Origin of the sequence: Phytomonospora sp. NPDC050363, assembly GCF_040655735.1 — a bacterium.
In the GTDB taxonomy this organism is placed as follows: domain Bacteria; phylum Actinomycetota; class Actinomycetes; order Mycobacteriales; family Micromonosporaceae; genus Phytomonospora.
On record NZ_JBFAKK010000003.1, the window covers coordinates 205,078 to 218,253 of the forward strand.

The following is a 13,176-nucleotide window of genomic DNA, read 5'->3' on the forward strand; positions in this document are numbered from 1 at the left end:
CGAACTGCCGAACTGCCGAACTGCCGAACTGCCGAACTGCCGAACTGCCGAACTGCCGAACTGCCGAACTGCCGAACTGCCGAACTGCCGAACTGCCGAACTGCCGAGCAGCCTGATCCGCCGGGCAGGGTGGCGTGGGCGTGGTCAAGTGCCGAGTCACTGTGAGGCGAACGCTGCGAAGCGACGAGGTGTGCCCCGAAGCCGCGGCGGAGGAGAAGGGGCGGCCTTCGGCATGCGTAACCCCGCCCCGCCGCCCCTCCTCCGCGCAACTACCCCGCCGAGACCCCCTCCGCCAGCCCGTCGAAGCGCTCGGCCTCAGCCTGCGGCGCAGTCTCCCCGCCAGCCCCGTACCCCACCCCGGCCCCGCCACCAGCCCCGTACCCCGCCCCGCTCCCCGGCCCACCTCCCGCCACCGGAACCGGAACCACAGCGCCCGCCACCCCCACACCCCTCGATGCCCCCGAACCCCCTGACGCCCCCGCCATCCCCGTCAGCACGATCCGGTCCAGGTCCGGCTCCGGCGGCCCGACCCCCACCCCGCCCCGCGACCCCACGCCAGACCCCGCCCCCGCCCACACCCCATCCGCCCGCTCAAAGGTCGCGAACCCCCACCTCAGGTCGTGCCCGACCGCCCTCGCCTCCACCTCGTACCCCGCCTTCCGCACGCCATCGTCCATGTAGCTCTTCCCCCCGAACCTCCCGTGCACGATCACCGGATCCCCCTTCCCCACCGACTCGAACACCCGGTCCGCCAGCTCCCGCCAGCAGGTCACCTGCACGCACAAACTGTCGCCCTCGTACCACTCTCCGGTGTCGCGGCGGTACTTGCGGGTGGTGGACTTGAGCAGGAAATCGGTCACCGATACCCCCGAGGGCTGAAGTCGGCGGCGGCTCGGTTTGGTCATGACATTGCCGATGACGGTCAGCGCGGTGTCGGACATGAGACGGCTCCAGGTCTGTCGGGTGTCTTGTGGTGTTCTCGACGATCCCGCAGGTCGGAGGCGATGCCCAGAGGTGGGAGGGTGGGGCTGTGGATTACCGGCCGGTTGTGGATAACTTTTGGGGCGGCCGGTTGCCAAAACACACGGATACGGCGTGGGGCACCGGGAAGATGGATGATTCTTCCTGATGCCCCACACCGTTTCGCTGACCCACCATACGAATAGCCGTAATTGCATACGCGAGTCAAGTCGCAGCGCCGTAGATGTTATGCGGATGTTACCGCGAGCGGACTGGCCGTCATCGATCGTGACGGCGGGATAACCCCGCCGCACCCGACCTGACCTGGGAGTCTGATGGAGACCGGTCGCTTCGGCGAACTCGCGGAGTCCATTCTGGACCGTCCGTCCTTTTTGGGGGGTATTCGGGCCGTGGCCGTCGACGGCGGCACCGGCGCGGGCAAGTCCACAGTGGCCGACTCGCTGGCCGGAGCCCTTCGCGCCGCCGGTGTCTCGGCCTACGTTCTGCACACCGACGACCTGCTCGACGGCTGGTCCGATCTGGACGGTTCCGGCCGCCGGCTCACCGCGCTCGTGCTCGACCCGCTGGCGGTGGGGCGACCGGCCGCCTATCGCGCCTACGACTGGCACGCCTCCCGCTTCGGTGATCGCGAACACCACGTCGGATCCCCCGACGTCCTGATCCTCGAAGGCGTCGGCAGCGCCCGCCGCGCCAACCGCCGCTTCCTGTCCTTCATCGTCTTCGTCGACGCCCCCGTCGAGGTGCGCGAAGCGCGTGTCCTCGCCCGCGACGGCGCGCAGGTCGCCGCGCCCCTGCGTCGCTGGATCGCCGACGAGACGGCGCATTTCGCCGCCGAGGGCACCCGCTCGTGCGCCGACGTCGTGATGGACGGAAACGCGCGCGTGGGGCACGATCATGAAACCGAGTACGTTCGCCTCGACCCGCCCCCGGGGCAAGGAGCCTGAGCCCATGGCCGACGCCGACCTGACCCAACGCCGCCGCACCGTCCTGCGCGGCATCAGCACCCGCGCCTGGGAGCACCCCGCCGACCGCGGCGCCCTGGTCGCCCTGCGGGAGCTGCGCGGCTTCGACGTCGTCTTGCGCAAGCTCTTCGGCATGTTCGACGAACGGGCCTTGAGACTGCGCTACCTCGGCTCGGCGATCCGCGCCGACCACCGCCAGTACTCGAAGGTCCACGCGATCTACGCCGAGGCCGCCGCGACCCTCGACCTCGCCGAACTTCCCGAGCTCTACGTCAGCCGCGACCCAGATCTGGGTGCGATGACCATCGGGATGGACAAGCCCTTCATCGTCATCACCAGTGGCACCGTGAACCTCTACGACGAGGCCGAACTGCGCTTCGCCCTCGGCCACGAACTGGGCCACGCGGCCTCCGGTCACGCCGTCTACCGCACCATGCTCGACCTGATGGTCAACCTCGCCCTCGGCGTCTCCTGGATTCCCATCGGATCCCTGGCGCTGCGCGCGATCGTCGCGGCCCTCTACGAGTGGAGCCGCAAGGCCGAACTGTCCGCCGACCGCGCCGGGCTGCTGGCCGGCCAGGACCCGGCGGCGGCCATCCGCGCGCTGGCCAAACTCGCCGGCGGCGGTGATCTGTCCGATGTGGACATCACCGCCTTCCTTGCGCAGGCGCGGGAGTTCGAGTCGGCCGGCGATATCCGCGACAGTCTGCTCAAATTGATGATGCTCGAACGGCGCACTCACGATTTCGCCGTCGCGCGCGCCGCTTCTCTTCAGCAATGGGTCGATGAAGGCGAATATGGCAGAGTTCTGCGCGGAGAATATCCGCGCCGGGACGATGACGACAAAGTCTCCATCACCGACGAGGTGCGCGCCGCCGCCCGGTCTTACCGGGAGGCTTTCAGCAGGTCACAGGACCCGATCGCCGGCCTCGTCCGTCGTCTTCGCGGACGAGGCGACATCGACTGAACGTATGGAAATCCATTAGTCGACAGGCTCCCCGTAACCAATCCCTCCACATTCCGTTATGCAGAATTGGAGCGCCCACTGTCTGTGGGTGAGTGGGGACGATCCATGGGGAGTCGTATGGAGACAAAAGCTGTGCTTAAAATGGTCGGGGGCCTTGCCGCCGTCTTCGCGCTGACCGGGCTCGGGGTTCTCGCCCTGCCCTCGGTCGCCGCCGCCGAAGGCGGCCTCAGTCTCAGCGGGGTCGCCTCGGAGCCGACCGCGGACGGCGCGGGGCGGGTCGCGCTCACGATCGCCAACAAGGCCGAGGACGCCGTCCGCCTCACCGGTCTGACCGCGCCGGCCGGGTTCACCTGCGCGGAGGCGAGCCAGATCCTCCAGCCCGGCGGCACCGCGACGCTGCACTGCGACGGGAAGTACGGCGAGCTCACCGCCGCGCCCTTCGGCGTGACCGGGCTGACCGGCGAGACCGGACGCACCGAGTCGGCGGCGAGCACCATCGTGCCCCTGCCGGTCACCGCGACGGAGGCCGAGGGCGTCCTGGCCGTCGACGTCAAGGCCGACAAGACCACCGTTCACGCCGGTGACCCGGTGACCTACACGATCACCGTGAAGAACGTGCACCCGTCCTTCACCATCCTCGACGTCGTCGTGCGCTCTCCCGACGTCGCCGAATGCGAGCGCGACCTCGGCGACATGGAACCCGGCCAGACCGAGGAGTACACCTGCGTCTCGCCCGCGCCGAACCAGAGCTTCACGGTCCGCATCCGGGTGCGTGGCTACGACTCCGGCGGCACGGTGATCGGCAACCACGACAACGATGTGGTGATCAAGATCGTGCCGAAGCCCAGTCCTTCGCAAAGTTCGCCCTCACCGAGCGGGCCGCCCTTGGCCGTGACCGGCACGACCGCGACGGTCATCGCGCTGTCGGGCGTGGCGCTCCTCGTCGGCGGCACGGGACTGTGGCTGCTGGCCAGGCGCCGGCGAGTCGGGGAGTACTGAGCCGCCCCGCGCGGCCGTAGAGCGAAGGCGCACATGGGAACGGGCGGCCCGAAGGCCGCCCGTTCCCATGACAAGCCCTAGCCCTTCGGAGCGAGGTTGCGCAGCAGGTACGCCTCCGCCAGGCACACCCGGGCGAACTCGCCGAGGTGCAGGCTCTCGTTGGGGCCGTGGGCACGCGCGTCGGGGTCTTCGACGCCGGTGACCAGGACCGCGGCCTGCGGGAACATCTCCTGGAAGGTCGCGATGAAGGGGATCGAGCCGCCGACGCCGATGTCGACCGGCCGCACGCCGTCCCACGCCTCGGCGAAGGCGTCGCGGGCGGCGTCGTAGGCGGGCCCGGTCGCGTCGATCACGCAGGGCAGGCCGCCCTGGTCGAGGCTGACGGTGACCTCGGCGCCCCAGACGTCCTGCGCCAGCAGGTGCTTCTTGAGGTACTCGAAGGCCTGCATGTCGTTCTCGCCGGGCGCGATGCGGATGCTGACCTTCGCCCGCGCGTAGGGCTGGAGGGCGTTGGCCGACTCCTGAGCGCCGGGCGCGTCGATGCCCAGCACGGTCGCCGTCGGCTTGGTCCACATGCGCTCGACGAGGCGGCCGGTGCCGATGAACTCGACGCCGTCGAGCATCCCCGCCTCGGCGCGCAGGCGCTCCTCGGGGTAGTCGAGCGGCGAGGCCTCGGTGCGGATCAGCTCCGGGATCGCCACGTCGCCCTTCTCGTCGTGCAGGGTCGCCATGAGGCGGCACAGGACGGTCAGGGCGTCGGGGACGGTGCCGCCGAACATGCCGGAGTGGACGGCGTGGGTCGAGGTGCGCACCTCGATGTAGGCGTTGACGAGGCCGCGCAGGGACGTCGTCAGCGCGGGGTGCCCGATGTCCCAGTTGCCGGAGTCGGCGATGACGATGACGTCGGCGGCGAGCTCCTCCTGGTACTCCTCGATCAGCTTCTCGAGGGAGGCCGAGCCGTACTCCTCCTCGCCTTCGACGAAGACGGTCACGCCCACGGGGAGGTCGTCGCCGAAGGCGCGCAGGGCGGCGACGTGGGCCATCACGCCGGCCTTGTCGTCGGCGGCGCCGCGTCCGAAGAGGCGGCCGTCGCGCTCGACGATCTCGAAGGGGTCGTCCTGCTCCCACTCGGCGGGGTTGCCGGCGGGCTGCACGTCGTGGTGGGCGTACAGGAGCACCGTCGGGGCGCCTTCGGGCGCGGGGCGGCGGCCGATCACTGCGGGCTGGCCGGGGGTGCCGTCGGGCGCCGTCGTCGACACGATCTTGACGTCGGGCAGGCCGGCTCCCTTCAGGAGCTCGGCGACGGCCTCGGCGCTGCGCCGCACATGGCTGTGGTCGAAGCCGGGGAACGCCACGCTCGGGATGCGTACGAGGCGCTCCAGGTCGGCGCGCACGCCTGGAAGGACGGCTTCCACCGCGGAACGAAGATCACTCATGCCGCCATCGTATGACCCGCCCGGGAACCCCGGGGGATCCACCGCCGCACGTAGGCGACGGCGTTGTGGATGTGCGCGATCTGGCCGGCGGAGGTCACCGGCAGGCGCATCGTGTACTTGCCGGTGGTGTGCCGGATGGTGACCTTGACGTGGCCGCTGAACACTGTTTCCTTGACGGTGAGCAGCAGGAGGCTGAGCCCCAGCGTGAAGGGGATGCCGACCAGCCCGGCGACCGTCGCCCACTCGGGGGTTTCCTGGAACGCGCCGACGCGGTTGTCGACCCGCCACGACACCTCGCGCAGCGGCAGCGTCACGGCGGGCGTGTAGACGCGGCGATCGGTGACGCGAACCGGTCCGATGGAGGTGAGGAAGACCTCACCACTGCGCCGAACGGTGCCGCGCGAACGCTGCGACGGGGGACCGGTGACCGGGACCGGCAGCACCGGGACGCCGTGGGGCGCGGCGTCGAGCGAGAACTCGTTGAGCGGGTCGCTCGCGGTGCGGAAACGGGCGGTCGTCATACGCCAGAACGTACAGGTTCCCCGCCATCGACGCGGTCCCCGGAAAGTGCCTCCTTGGAGTCCCCGCGCTTCTCCTTGCGGGCGAGGATGACCAGCCCGATCGGGATGAGCGCGGCGAACAGCCACCACTGGTAGGCGTAGGCGAAGTTCTGCCAGCTGCGCTGCTCGGGAACCGGGATCGCCTTGAAGCCCTCCTCGGGCTCGTCGGGCGTCATGTACCCGGCCAGGACGGGGTATGGGAGGGCCCCGCCGATCAGCTCGGGGTTGAGGCGGCGGGTCTGGAGCGCGCCGTTGAGTTCGGCGATCTCGCCGATCGCGGTCTCCGGCGGGCGGATCCGGCCGTCGACGGTGACCTCGCCCGACGGGACCGGTGCCACGTCCGGGGGGTGCGTCGCGCCCTTGTCGCCCTGCGGAACCCAGCCGCGGTCGACGAGGACCGCGCGACCGTCGGGCAGGACGAGCGGGACGACGACCTCCCAGCCGGTGTTGCCGTCGACGGTCCGGCCGCGCAGGAAGATCTGGTTGGCGGCGTCGAAGGTGCCGGTCGCGGTCACCAGCGTCCACTGGTCGTCCTCGGCGAGGCCGGAGCCGGGCGGGAGGACCTCGCTCAGCGCGCGCGGCTGGGAGTCGGCGGCGGCGGTTACACGGTCGTTGGCCGCGGCGCGCTCCTCGTAGCGCCCGTACTGCCACTGGGCGAGGAACGCGCACAGCGCCATGGCCACGATCCCGCCCGCGATGATCCCGAGCCAGCGGGGCGAGGCGAGGAAGCGGTAACCGGGCGTCGACACGGCGGCGAGTTTACGCGCCCCGCCTGTGCCCGCCCCGGGCCACCGGCGCCGATGCGACCCGGTACACCGGGATTTGCCGAAGCCGGGCACTATTTAAGGCTCGCAACCATCCATCGGAGGAGTAATGACCGCCATCCCCCGTTTCATCGTCGCCTCGCCCTCCTCCGGGCACGGCAAGACGGCGGTCACCGCCGGCCTGCTGGCCGCGCTGAGCTCGCGCGGTCTGAAGCCGGCCGCCTTCAAGGTCGGCCCCGACTACGTCGACGCGGGATACCTCGGCCTGGCCGGCGGGCGGGTCGGGCGCAACCTCGACCCGCAGCTGACCTCGCCGGCGCTGCTGTCCCAGCTGTTCGCGCACGGCTCCCAGGGCGCCGACGTGGCGGTCGTCGAGGGCACCCTGGGTCTGTTCGACGGGCTCGGCGGGCGCGCCGACACCGAGAGCACCGCCCAGGTCGCCGGGATGCTGCGAGCCCCGGTCATCCTCGTCGTCGACTGCGGCTTCACCGGCCAGTCGGTGGCGGCGCTGGTGCACGGCTTCAAGTCCTTCCACGAACCCCTGTGGCTCGGCGGTGTGATCCTCACCCGGGTCGTATCCGACCGCCACGAGCACATCCTGCGCGAGGCCCTCGACGCGATCGAGGTCCCCGTCCTCGGTGTCCTGCGCCGCCGCGACCAGGTCGTCCTCCCGCCCCGCGCGCAGGGCCTCGTCCCGGTCGTCGAGCGCTCCGTCGAGGCGGTCCGCGCGATCCGCCGCCTCGGTGAGCTCATGCTCGACTCGGTCGACCTCGACCGCCTGCTCGGCATCTGCCGCTCGGTCCCCCCGCTGACCTCCGAGCCGTGGTCGGCCGAGAGCGCCATCGGCGACCCCGTCGAGTTCGAGGGCGAACCCCCGCTGATCGCCGTCGCCGGGGGCAGCATCTTCAGCTACTCCTACGCCGAGTCGCTCGAACTCATGACGGCCGCCGGCGCCGAGATCGCCGTCGTCGACCCCCTGCGCGACAGCGCGCTCCCGGCGGGCACGAAGGCCCTGGTGTTCGGCGGAGGCTTCCCCGAGCAGTACGTCGACGAGCTGTCGGCCAACGAGGAGCTGCGCGACGCCGTCGCCGAACTCGCCCGCTCAGGCGCGCCCGTGGTCGCCGAGTCCTCGGGCTTCCTGTGGCTCACCAAGGAGTACGACAACCGCCCCATGGGCGGCGTCCTCGACGCCGAGGCGCACTCCGCGTCGATGCTGGTGCTCGGCTACCGCAACGCCGTCGCCCAGTCGACGAGCGTGATCGCCGACGAGGGCGACGAGATGACCGGGCACAAAGGGCACCGCTCGATGGTCATGCCCCGTACCGGCGACGCTCCGGCCTGGCAGTGGGACGGCGGACAGCCCGAGGGATACGTCTGGCGCAACGTGCACGCGTCCTACCTGAACCTGCACTGGGCGGGCTACCCGCGGATCGCGCACCGGCTGGTCGCGGCGGCGGACGTGTCGACGTGAGCACTCGCCGGGGCGGACCGCTCCGGGCCCGCGCGCACCGCGCCGAACCGGGCTGACCTTCCCCTAAGGGCCGTTCCCAGGGATTCCTCAGGAGATGGTCAGCCTGAGGAAGGATTACCTACCGGCTATGTGGCACTAACGTCATCCATGTGTCTGTCATAGCAACCGAGGAACTCACCAAGCGGTATCCGCGTGTGACCGCCCTCGAACGCCTCTCCGTCGACGTGCCGGTCGGTGTCACCGGCCTTGTGGGCGCCAACGGCGCGGGCAAGTCGACGCTCATCAAGATCCTGCTCGGCCTATCCCCGGCCACCGAGGGGAAGGCCCGTGTCCTCGGGCTCGACGTCGCCACCGAGGGCGCCACCATCCGCGAACGCGTCGGCTACATGCCCGAACACGACTGCCTGCCGCCCGACGTGTCGGCGACCGAGTTCGTCATGCACATGGCGCGCATGTCGGGCCTGCCTGCGACGGCCGCGCGTGAACGCACCGCCGACACCCTCCGGCACGTCGGCCTCTACGAGGAGCGGTACCGGCCCATGGGCGGGTACTCCACGGGCATGAAGCAGCGCGTCAAGCTCGCGCAGGCCCTCGTCCACGACCCCCAGCTCGTCCTCCTCGACGAGCCCACCAACGGCCTCGACCCGGTCGGCCGCGACGAGATGCTCGACCTCATCCGCCGCATCTACACGGAGTTCGGCATCTCCGTGTTCGTCACCTCGCACCTGCTGGGCGAACTGGAGCGGACCTGCGACCACGTCGTGGTCGTCGACGGCGGGAAACTCCTGCGCGCACAGGCGACCAAGGACTTCACCCGCACCATGGGCGTGTTCACCGTCGAGGTCGACACCCACGAGGACGGCGCCGACGGCACCGACGACGCCTACACGGCGCTGGTCGGCGCGGGCCTCCAGGTCGAACGCGACGGCCGCCTGCTGCACGTCGGCGTCGACACCGAGACCGGCTACGACACCATCCGCGACACCATCGACGCGCTCGGCGTCGGCCTCGTCCGCCTCCAGCAGCGCAGGCACCGCATCGCCGAGGTCTTCCAGAGCCCGCAGACCGAGAAGGAGACGGCCGATGCCTAGCTCCGAAGCGGCCCACCAGGCCGCCCCCAGGGGTACCGGCGTCATCCACGACATCGGCTACCGCCACTACGACGGGCAGCGCGGCGGGCGCCGACAGATCCTGCGCGCCCTCTACGTGCACAGCCTCCGCGGCGTCTTCGGCCTCGGCCGCGCCGCGAAGTCGAAGATCATGCCGATGAGCCTGGCGGCCTTCATGGTCCTGCCCGCCGCGATCATCGTCGCCGTCATGATCTTCATGGGCGCCGACGAACTCCTCGTCCCCTACACGAGCTACGCGATCATCGTGCAGGCCGTCCCGGCGATCTTCCTGGCCGCCCAGGCGCCCCAGACGGTCTCCCGCGACCTGCGCTTCCACAGCCTCCCGCTGTACTTCTCCCGGCCGCTGACCGACCGCGACTACGTGGCCGCGAAGTTCGCCGGAATGACCTCGGCGCTGTTCATCCTGCTCGCCTCGCCGGTGGTCATCCTCTATGCCGGCGCGCTGCTCGCGAAGCTCGACTTCCTCGACCAGACCGGCGACTTCCTGCTCGCCCTGGTCGCGGTACTGCTGCTGGCGGCGCTGCTGACCGGGGTCGGCCTGCTCATCGCCTCCCTCACGCCGCGCCGCGGCCTGGGCGTCGCGGCGATCATCACGCTCCTGGCGGGCAGCTACACCGTCGTCACCGCCGTCCAGGGCATCACCTACGAGCTGGGCAACGAGAAGCTGGCCGGCTGGGCCGGGCTGTTCTCCCCGATGACCCTGTTCGACGGCGCGCAGGTCGCGCTCTTCGGCATCGAGCCGAACACGCCCGCAGGTCCTCCCGGGACCGTCGCGGAGGTCGTGTTCGTGGTGGTCCTGCTGGCGGTCATCGCCGGGACCTACGCCCTCCTGTCCCTGCGCTACAAGAAGGTGTCCCACTCATGACCACCATCAGCGTCGACCGGGTCTCCCGCTGGTTCGGCAACGTGGTCGCCGTCAACGACGTGACCATGACGATCGGTCCGGGCGTGACGGGACTGCTGGGGCCCAACGGGGCGGGCAAGTCCACCCTCCTGCACATGATGGGCGGATTCCTCGCCCCCTCGACCGGGACCGTCACTCTCGACGGGGCCCCGACTTGGCGCAACGAGGACATCTACCACCACATCGGCCTGGTGCCCGAGCGCGAGGCGATGTACGACTTCCTCACCGGCCGCGAGTTCGTGGTCGCCAACGCCGAGCTGTTCGGCCTGCCCAACGCCGGGTTCGCCGCCCAGACCGCGATCGACACGGTGCAGATGGAGTACGCCGCCGACCGGCGCATCGCCACCTACTCCAAGGGCATGCGGCAGCGCGTCAAGATGGCCTCGGCCCTGGTGCACAACCCGTCGGTGCTGCTCCTCGACGAGCCCTTCAACGGCATGGACCCGCGCCAGCGCATGCACCTGATGGACCTGCTGCGCAAGATGGGCGCCGAGGGTCGCACGGTGCTGTTCAGCTCGCACATCCTCGAAGAGGTCGAGCAGCTGGCGCACCACATCGAGGTCATGGTCGCCGGGCGGCACGCCGCCTCGGGCGACTACCGGCAGATCCGCCGTCTCATGGTCGACCGGCCGCACCGCTACACCGTCCGCTCAGACGACAACCGGGCGCTGGCCTCGGCCCTCATCGCCGACGAGAGCACCGCCGGCATCGAACTCGACCTGCGCGACGGGGTCCTGCACATCCAGGCGATCGACTTCGTCCGCTTCACCCGCAGGCTGCCGCACGTGGCGCGCGAGCGGGGGATCCGGCTCTACGAGGTGTCGCCGACCGACGAGTCGCTGGAAAGCGTCTTCACGTACCTGGTGGGTGCCTGATGCGGGCCACCCCTTCTGAGGAGTCGAAGTCATGAACCGCACCATCGCCCGCCTGACCATGCGCGGGCTGCTCTCCCCGCGCAGGCTCATGCTGCTGTCGCTGATCCCGCTGGTGCTCCTCGCCGTCGCGGGGCTCCTGCGGGGCCTGGCGGAAGGGCTTGAGATCGACACGGCGACGACGATCCTGTCGTCCCTGGCGATCGGGACCGTGCTGCCGCTGATCGCGCTCATCTGCGGGACCGGCGCCATCGCCACCGAGATCGACGACGGGTCGGTCGTCTACCTGCTGGCCAAGCCGATCGGCCGCCCGACGATCGTGCTGACCAAGTACCTCGTCGCCCTGTTCGGGACCATCCTGCTCGCGGTCGTGCCGACGGCGATCGCGGCCTTCATCCTGGCCGGCGCCGACAAGGGAATCGTGCTCGGCTTCACCGCCTCGGCACTCGTGGGGGCGCTCGGCTACTCGGCGCTGTTCCTGCTGCTGGGCGTCGTGACCAGGCACGCGGTGGTCGTGGGGCTGCTGTACGTGCTGATCTGGGAGAGCCTCGTCGGCGGTGCCGTGCCGGGCGCGCAGGCGCTGAGCATCCAGCAGTGGTCCCTGTCCATCGGCGAGAAGATCGCCGCCGACGGGCTGATCGCCTCGGCGGTGTCGCTGCCCGTGGGCGCGTCGCTGCTGACGGCCGTGGCGCTGTTCGGGTTGTACTTCGCGGTGCAGCGGCTCCGGTCGCTGACGCTGGCGGGGGAGCAGTAGGGAGAGGCAGGGCACGGCTGGAAGACCCGCGGGGGCGGGAGAAGGGCCCCGGCGTCCGGAAGGGGCGCCGGGGCTTTCGCGTGGGCGGGGGTGCTGGGGGCGGAGCCACCCAGCCGGGTTGAGGTGAGGAACCCGACGGGACGCAGTCCTGCTGAGAACTCGCCACCGGGAGCCACAGGGAGCGGTATCGGCGGCAGGCGGCGGGGCGGTGCTTGGCGGTGCGCTGGGGAAGTGCTGGTGAGTGTCAAGTGGCGTCGACTGTCAAGTGGCGGCGAGCAGTGAGCAGTGAGCAGCGAGCAGCGATGCGGTGGGTGGCGCCGGAACGGTGCATGGCGGTGGCGGCGCGGTTCAGAGCGCTGGGGAGTGTTGAGCGACGACATTGTGAGAGCGGTGATGAGCGACCTGCCGCCGAGCCACTGAGCAGAGGGCGGTGGGTGCGAGGGCCACCAGCGTGGTGGGAAGTGCTGGTGGATGCCAAATACTGGTGAGTGCCAAGTAGCAGTGAATGGCGAGTGGTGGTGAGCGTCGAGGGGCGGTCGTCGTGATGCTGCGAGAAATGCTGGTGAATGCCAAATGCTGGTGAGTGTCGAATGGTGGGTGAGTGGCGTGGGGAAGCGCATCGCGATGCCGCGCGAAGTGGCGGTGAGTGCCAAGTGGCAGTGAATGGCGAGTGGTATTGAGCGGCAATGCGGCTCGAATGTCGAGGCAGGCGGGCAGGCGGGCAGGCGGTGCGGGAGCCGGCGAGCACCGGGGCGGCGGGGCGGCGTTCAGCAGTGCGACTGGGAGGCGAGTGACAAATAGCAGTGAGTGTCAAGTGGCAGTGAGCGGCGGCATCCGAGTGCGAGACGTGCCAGTAACCGGGGAACGGTGAGTCGCGGGTGCGGGGGCATCAGAAGTGCCGGTAGATCAGATGTCGATGCGCGAGTGCCGACTAGCGGCAGACGGCAGACGGCAGGCGGCGAGTGGCGAGTGGCGTCGAGTGGCGATGCGGTGAGCGAGACGCACCGACGATTAGGGGCAACGTGGAGGAAGCATCGACGAGCGGCGGCGTTGTGGGGAGCGCGGGGAGCAGTGAGCGGCGAATGGCCACGAGCGGAGCGCGGTGATGGCGAGACGGGTGGACGCCCAGACCGCCCGGGCACCCAGAGTTCAGACGGACGCCGACAAGCGGTGGGCGGCGATCGCTGCGAGTGGAGCGCGGCCAAGTCCAATGAGCGCTGAGCCCTGAGCCCTGAGCCCTGAGCCCTGAGCGCTGAGCGCTGAGCGCTGAGCGCTTACGAGCGACGACGAGCGAACGGCGCCCCACCCTGCCCCCATCCCACCCCCTGTCCCAGCCCCCACCCGCACGCCAACACATTCACCCCCTCCAATCCCCA

At 70.2% G+C, this 13,176-nt stretch carries 12 protein-coding genes; 8 read left to right on the top strand and 4 right to left on the bottom strand.

Features of this window, described 5'->3' with window-relative positions; translation table 11 throughout:
• Window positions 1-269: 269 nt before the first annotated feature.
• Complete coding sequence (locus AB0I28_RS09025) at window positions 270-941, bottom strand: single-stranded DNA-binding protein (RefSeq protein WP_357491200.1); 672 nt, start codon at window positions 939-941, stop codon at window positions 270-272.
• Window positions 942-1,295: 354 nt separating this feature from the next.
• Between AB0I28_RS09025 and AB0I28_RS09030 the strand changes: the two genes are divergently transcribed.
• The 3 genes from AB0I28_RS09030 to AB0I28_RS09040 all read left to right on the top strand — a co-directional run bounded on the left by AB0I28_RS09030 (window position 1,296) and on the right by AB0I28_RS09040 (window position 3,909).
• Complete coding sequence (locus AB0I28_RS09030; RefSeq protein ID WP_357491202.1) at window positions 1,296-1,925, top strand: hypothetical protein; 630 nt, start codon at window positions 1,296-1,298, stop codon at window positions 1,923-1,925.
• 4 nt (window positions 1,926-1,929) lie between these two features.
• Window positions 1,930-2,910, top strand: coding sequence for a M48 family metallopeptidase (locus AB0I28_RS09035; protein WP_357491204.1), 981 nt, complete (start codon window positions 1,930-1,932; stop codon window positions 2,908-2,910).
• A gap of 117 nt (window positions 2,911-3,027) precedes the next feature.
• A complete protein-coding gene (locus tag AB0I28_RS09040) occupies window positions 3,028-3,909 on the top strand; it encodes an LPXTG cell wall anchor domain-containing protein (RefSeq protein ID WP_357491206.1) in 882 nt (293 codons plus the stop codon).
• A 77-nt stretch (window positions 3,910-3,986) separates the two neighbouring features.
• Here AB0I28_RS09040 and AB0I28_RS09045 read toward each other — a convergent pair whose 3' ends face one another.
• The 3 genes from AB0I28_RS09045 to AB0I28_RS09055 are packed head-to-tail and all read right to left on the bottom strand — an operon-like array spanning window position 3,987 to window position 6,654.
• Window positions 3,987-5,345, bottom strand: a complete 1,359-nt coding sequence (locus tag AB0I28_RS09045) for a dipeptidase (protein WP_357491208.1) — start codon at window positions 5,343-5,345, stop codon at window positions 3,987-3,989.
• On the bottom strand, window positions 5,342-5,866 hold the full coding sequence (locus AB0I28_RS09050) for a hypothetical protein (RefSeq protein ID WP_357491210.1): 525 nt from the start codon (window positions 5,864-5,866) through the stop codon (window positions 5,342-5,344). The genes AB0I28_RS09045 and AB0I28_RS09050 overlap by 4 nt, the downstream gene beginning before the upstream one ends.
• A complete protein-coding gene (locus AB0I28_RS09055; RefSeq protein ID WP_357491212.1) occupies window positions 5,863-6,654 on the bottom strand; it encodes an SURF1 family protein in 792 nt (263 codons plus the stop codon). The genes AB0I28_RS09050 and AB0I28_RS09055 overlap by 4 nt, the downstream gene beginning before the upstream one ends.
• 124 nt (window positions 6,655-6,778) lie before the next feature.
• Between AB0I28_RS09055 and AB0I28_RS09060 the strand changes: the two genes are divergently transcribed.
• The 5 genes from AB0I28_RS09060 to AB0I28_RS09080 all read left to right on the top strand — a co-directional run bounded on the left by AB0I28_RS09060 (window position 6,779) and on the right by AB0I28_RS09080 (window position 11,800).
• A complete protein-coding gene (locus AB0I28_RS09060) occupies window positions 6,779-8,140 on the top strand; it encodes a cobyrinate a,c-diamide synthase (protein WP_357491214.1) in 1,362 nt (453 codons plus the stop codon).
• Between the two features lie 149 nt (window positions 8,141-8,289).
• Complete coding sequence (locus AB0I28_RS09065; RefSeq protein ID WP_357491216.1) at window positions 8,290-9,231, top strand: ABC transporter ATP-binding protein; 942 nt, start codon at window positions 8,290-8,292, stop codon at window positions 9,229-9,231.
• A complete protein-coding gene (locus tag AB0I28_RS09070; RefSeq protein ID WP_357491218.1) occupies window positions 9,224-10,135 on the top strand; it encodes a hypothetical protein in 912 nt (303 codons plus the stop codon). The genes AB0I28_RS09065 and AB0I28_RS09070 overlap by 8 nt, the downstream gene beginning before the upstream one ends.
• Complete coding sequence (locus AB0I28_RS09075; RefSeq protein WP_357491220.1) at window positions 10,132-11,049, top strand: ABC transporter ATP-binding protein; 918 nt, start codon at window positions 10,132-10,134, stop codon at window positions 11,047-11,049. Before AB0I28_RS09070 ends, AB0I28_RS09075 begins: the two co-directional genes overlap by 4 nt.
• 31 nt (window positions 11,050-11,080) lie before the next feature.
• The gene (locus AB0I28_RS09080; RefSeq protein ID WP_357491222.1) at window positions 11,081-11,800 is read left to right on the top strand and encodes an ABC transporter permease subunit; all 720 of its coding nucleotides are present in this window, start codon (window positions 11,081-11,083) and stop codon (window positions 11,798-11,800) included.
• Window positions 11,801-13,176: the final 1,376 nt, after the last annotated feature.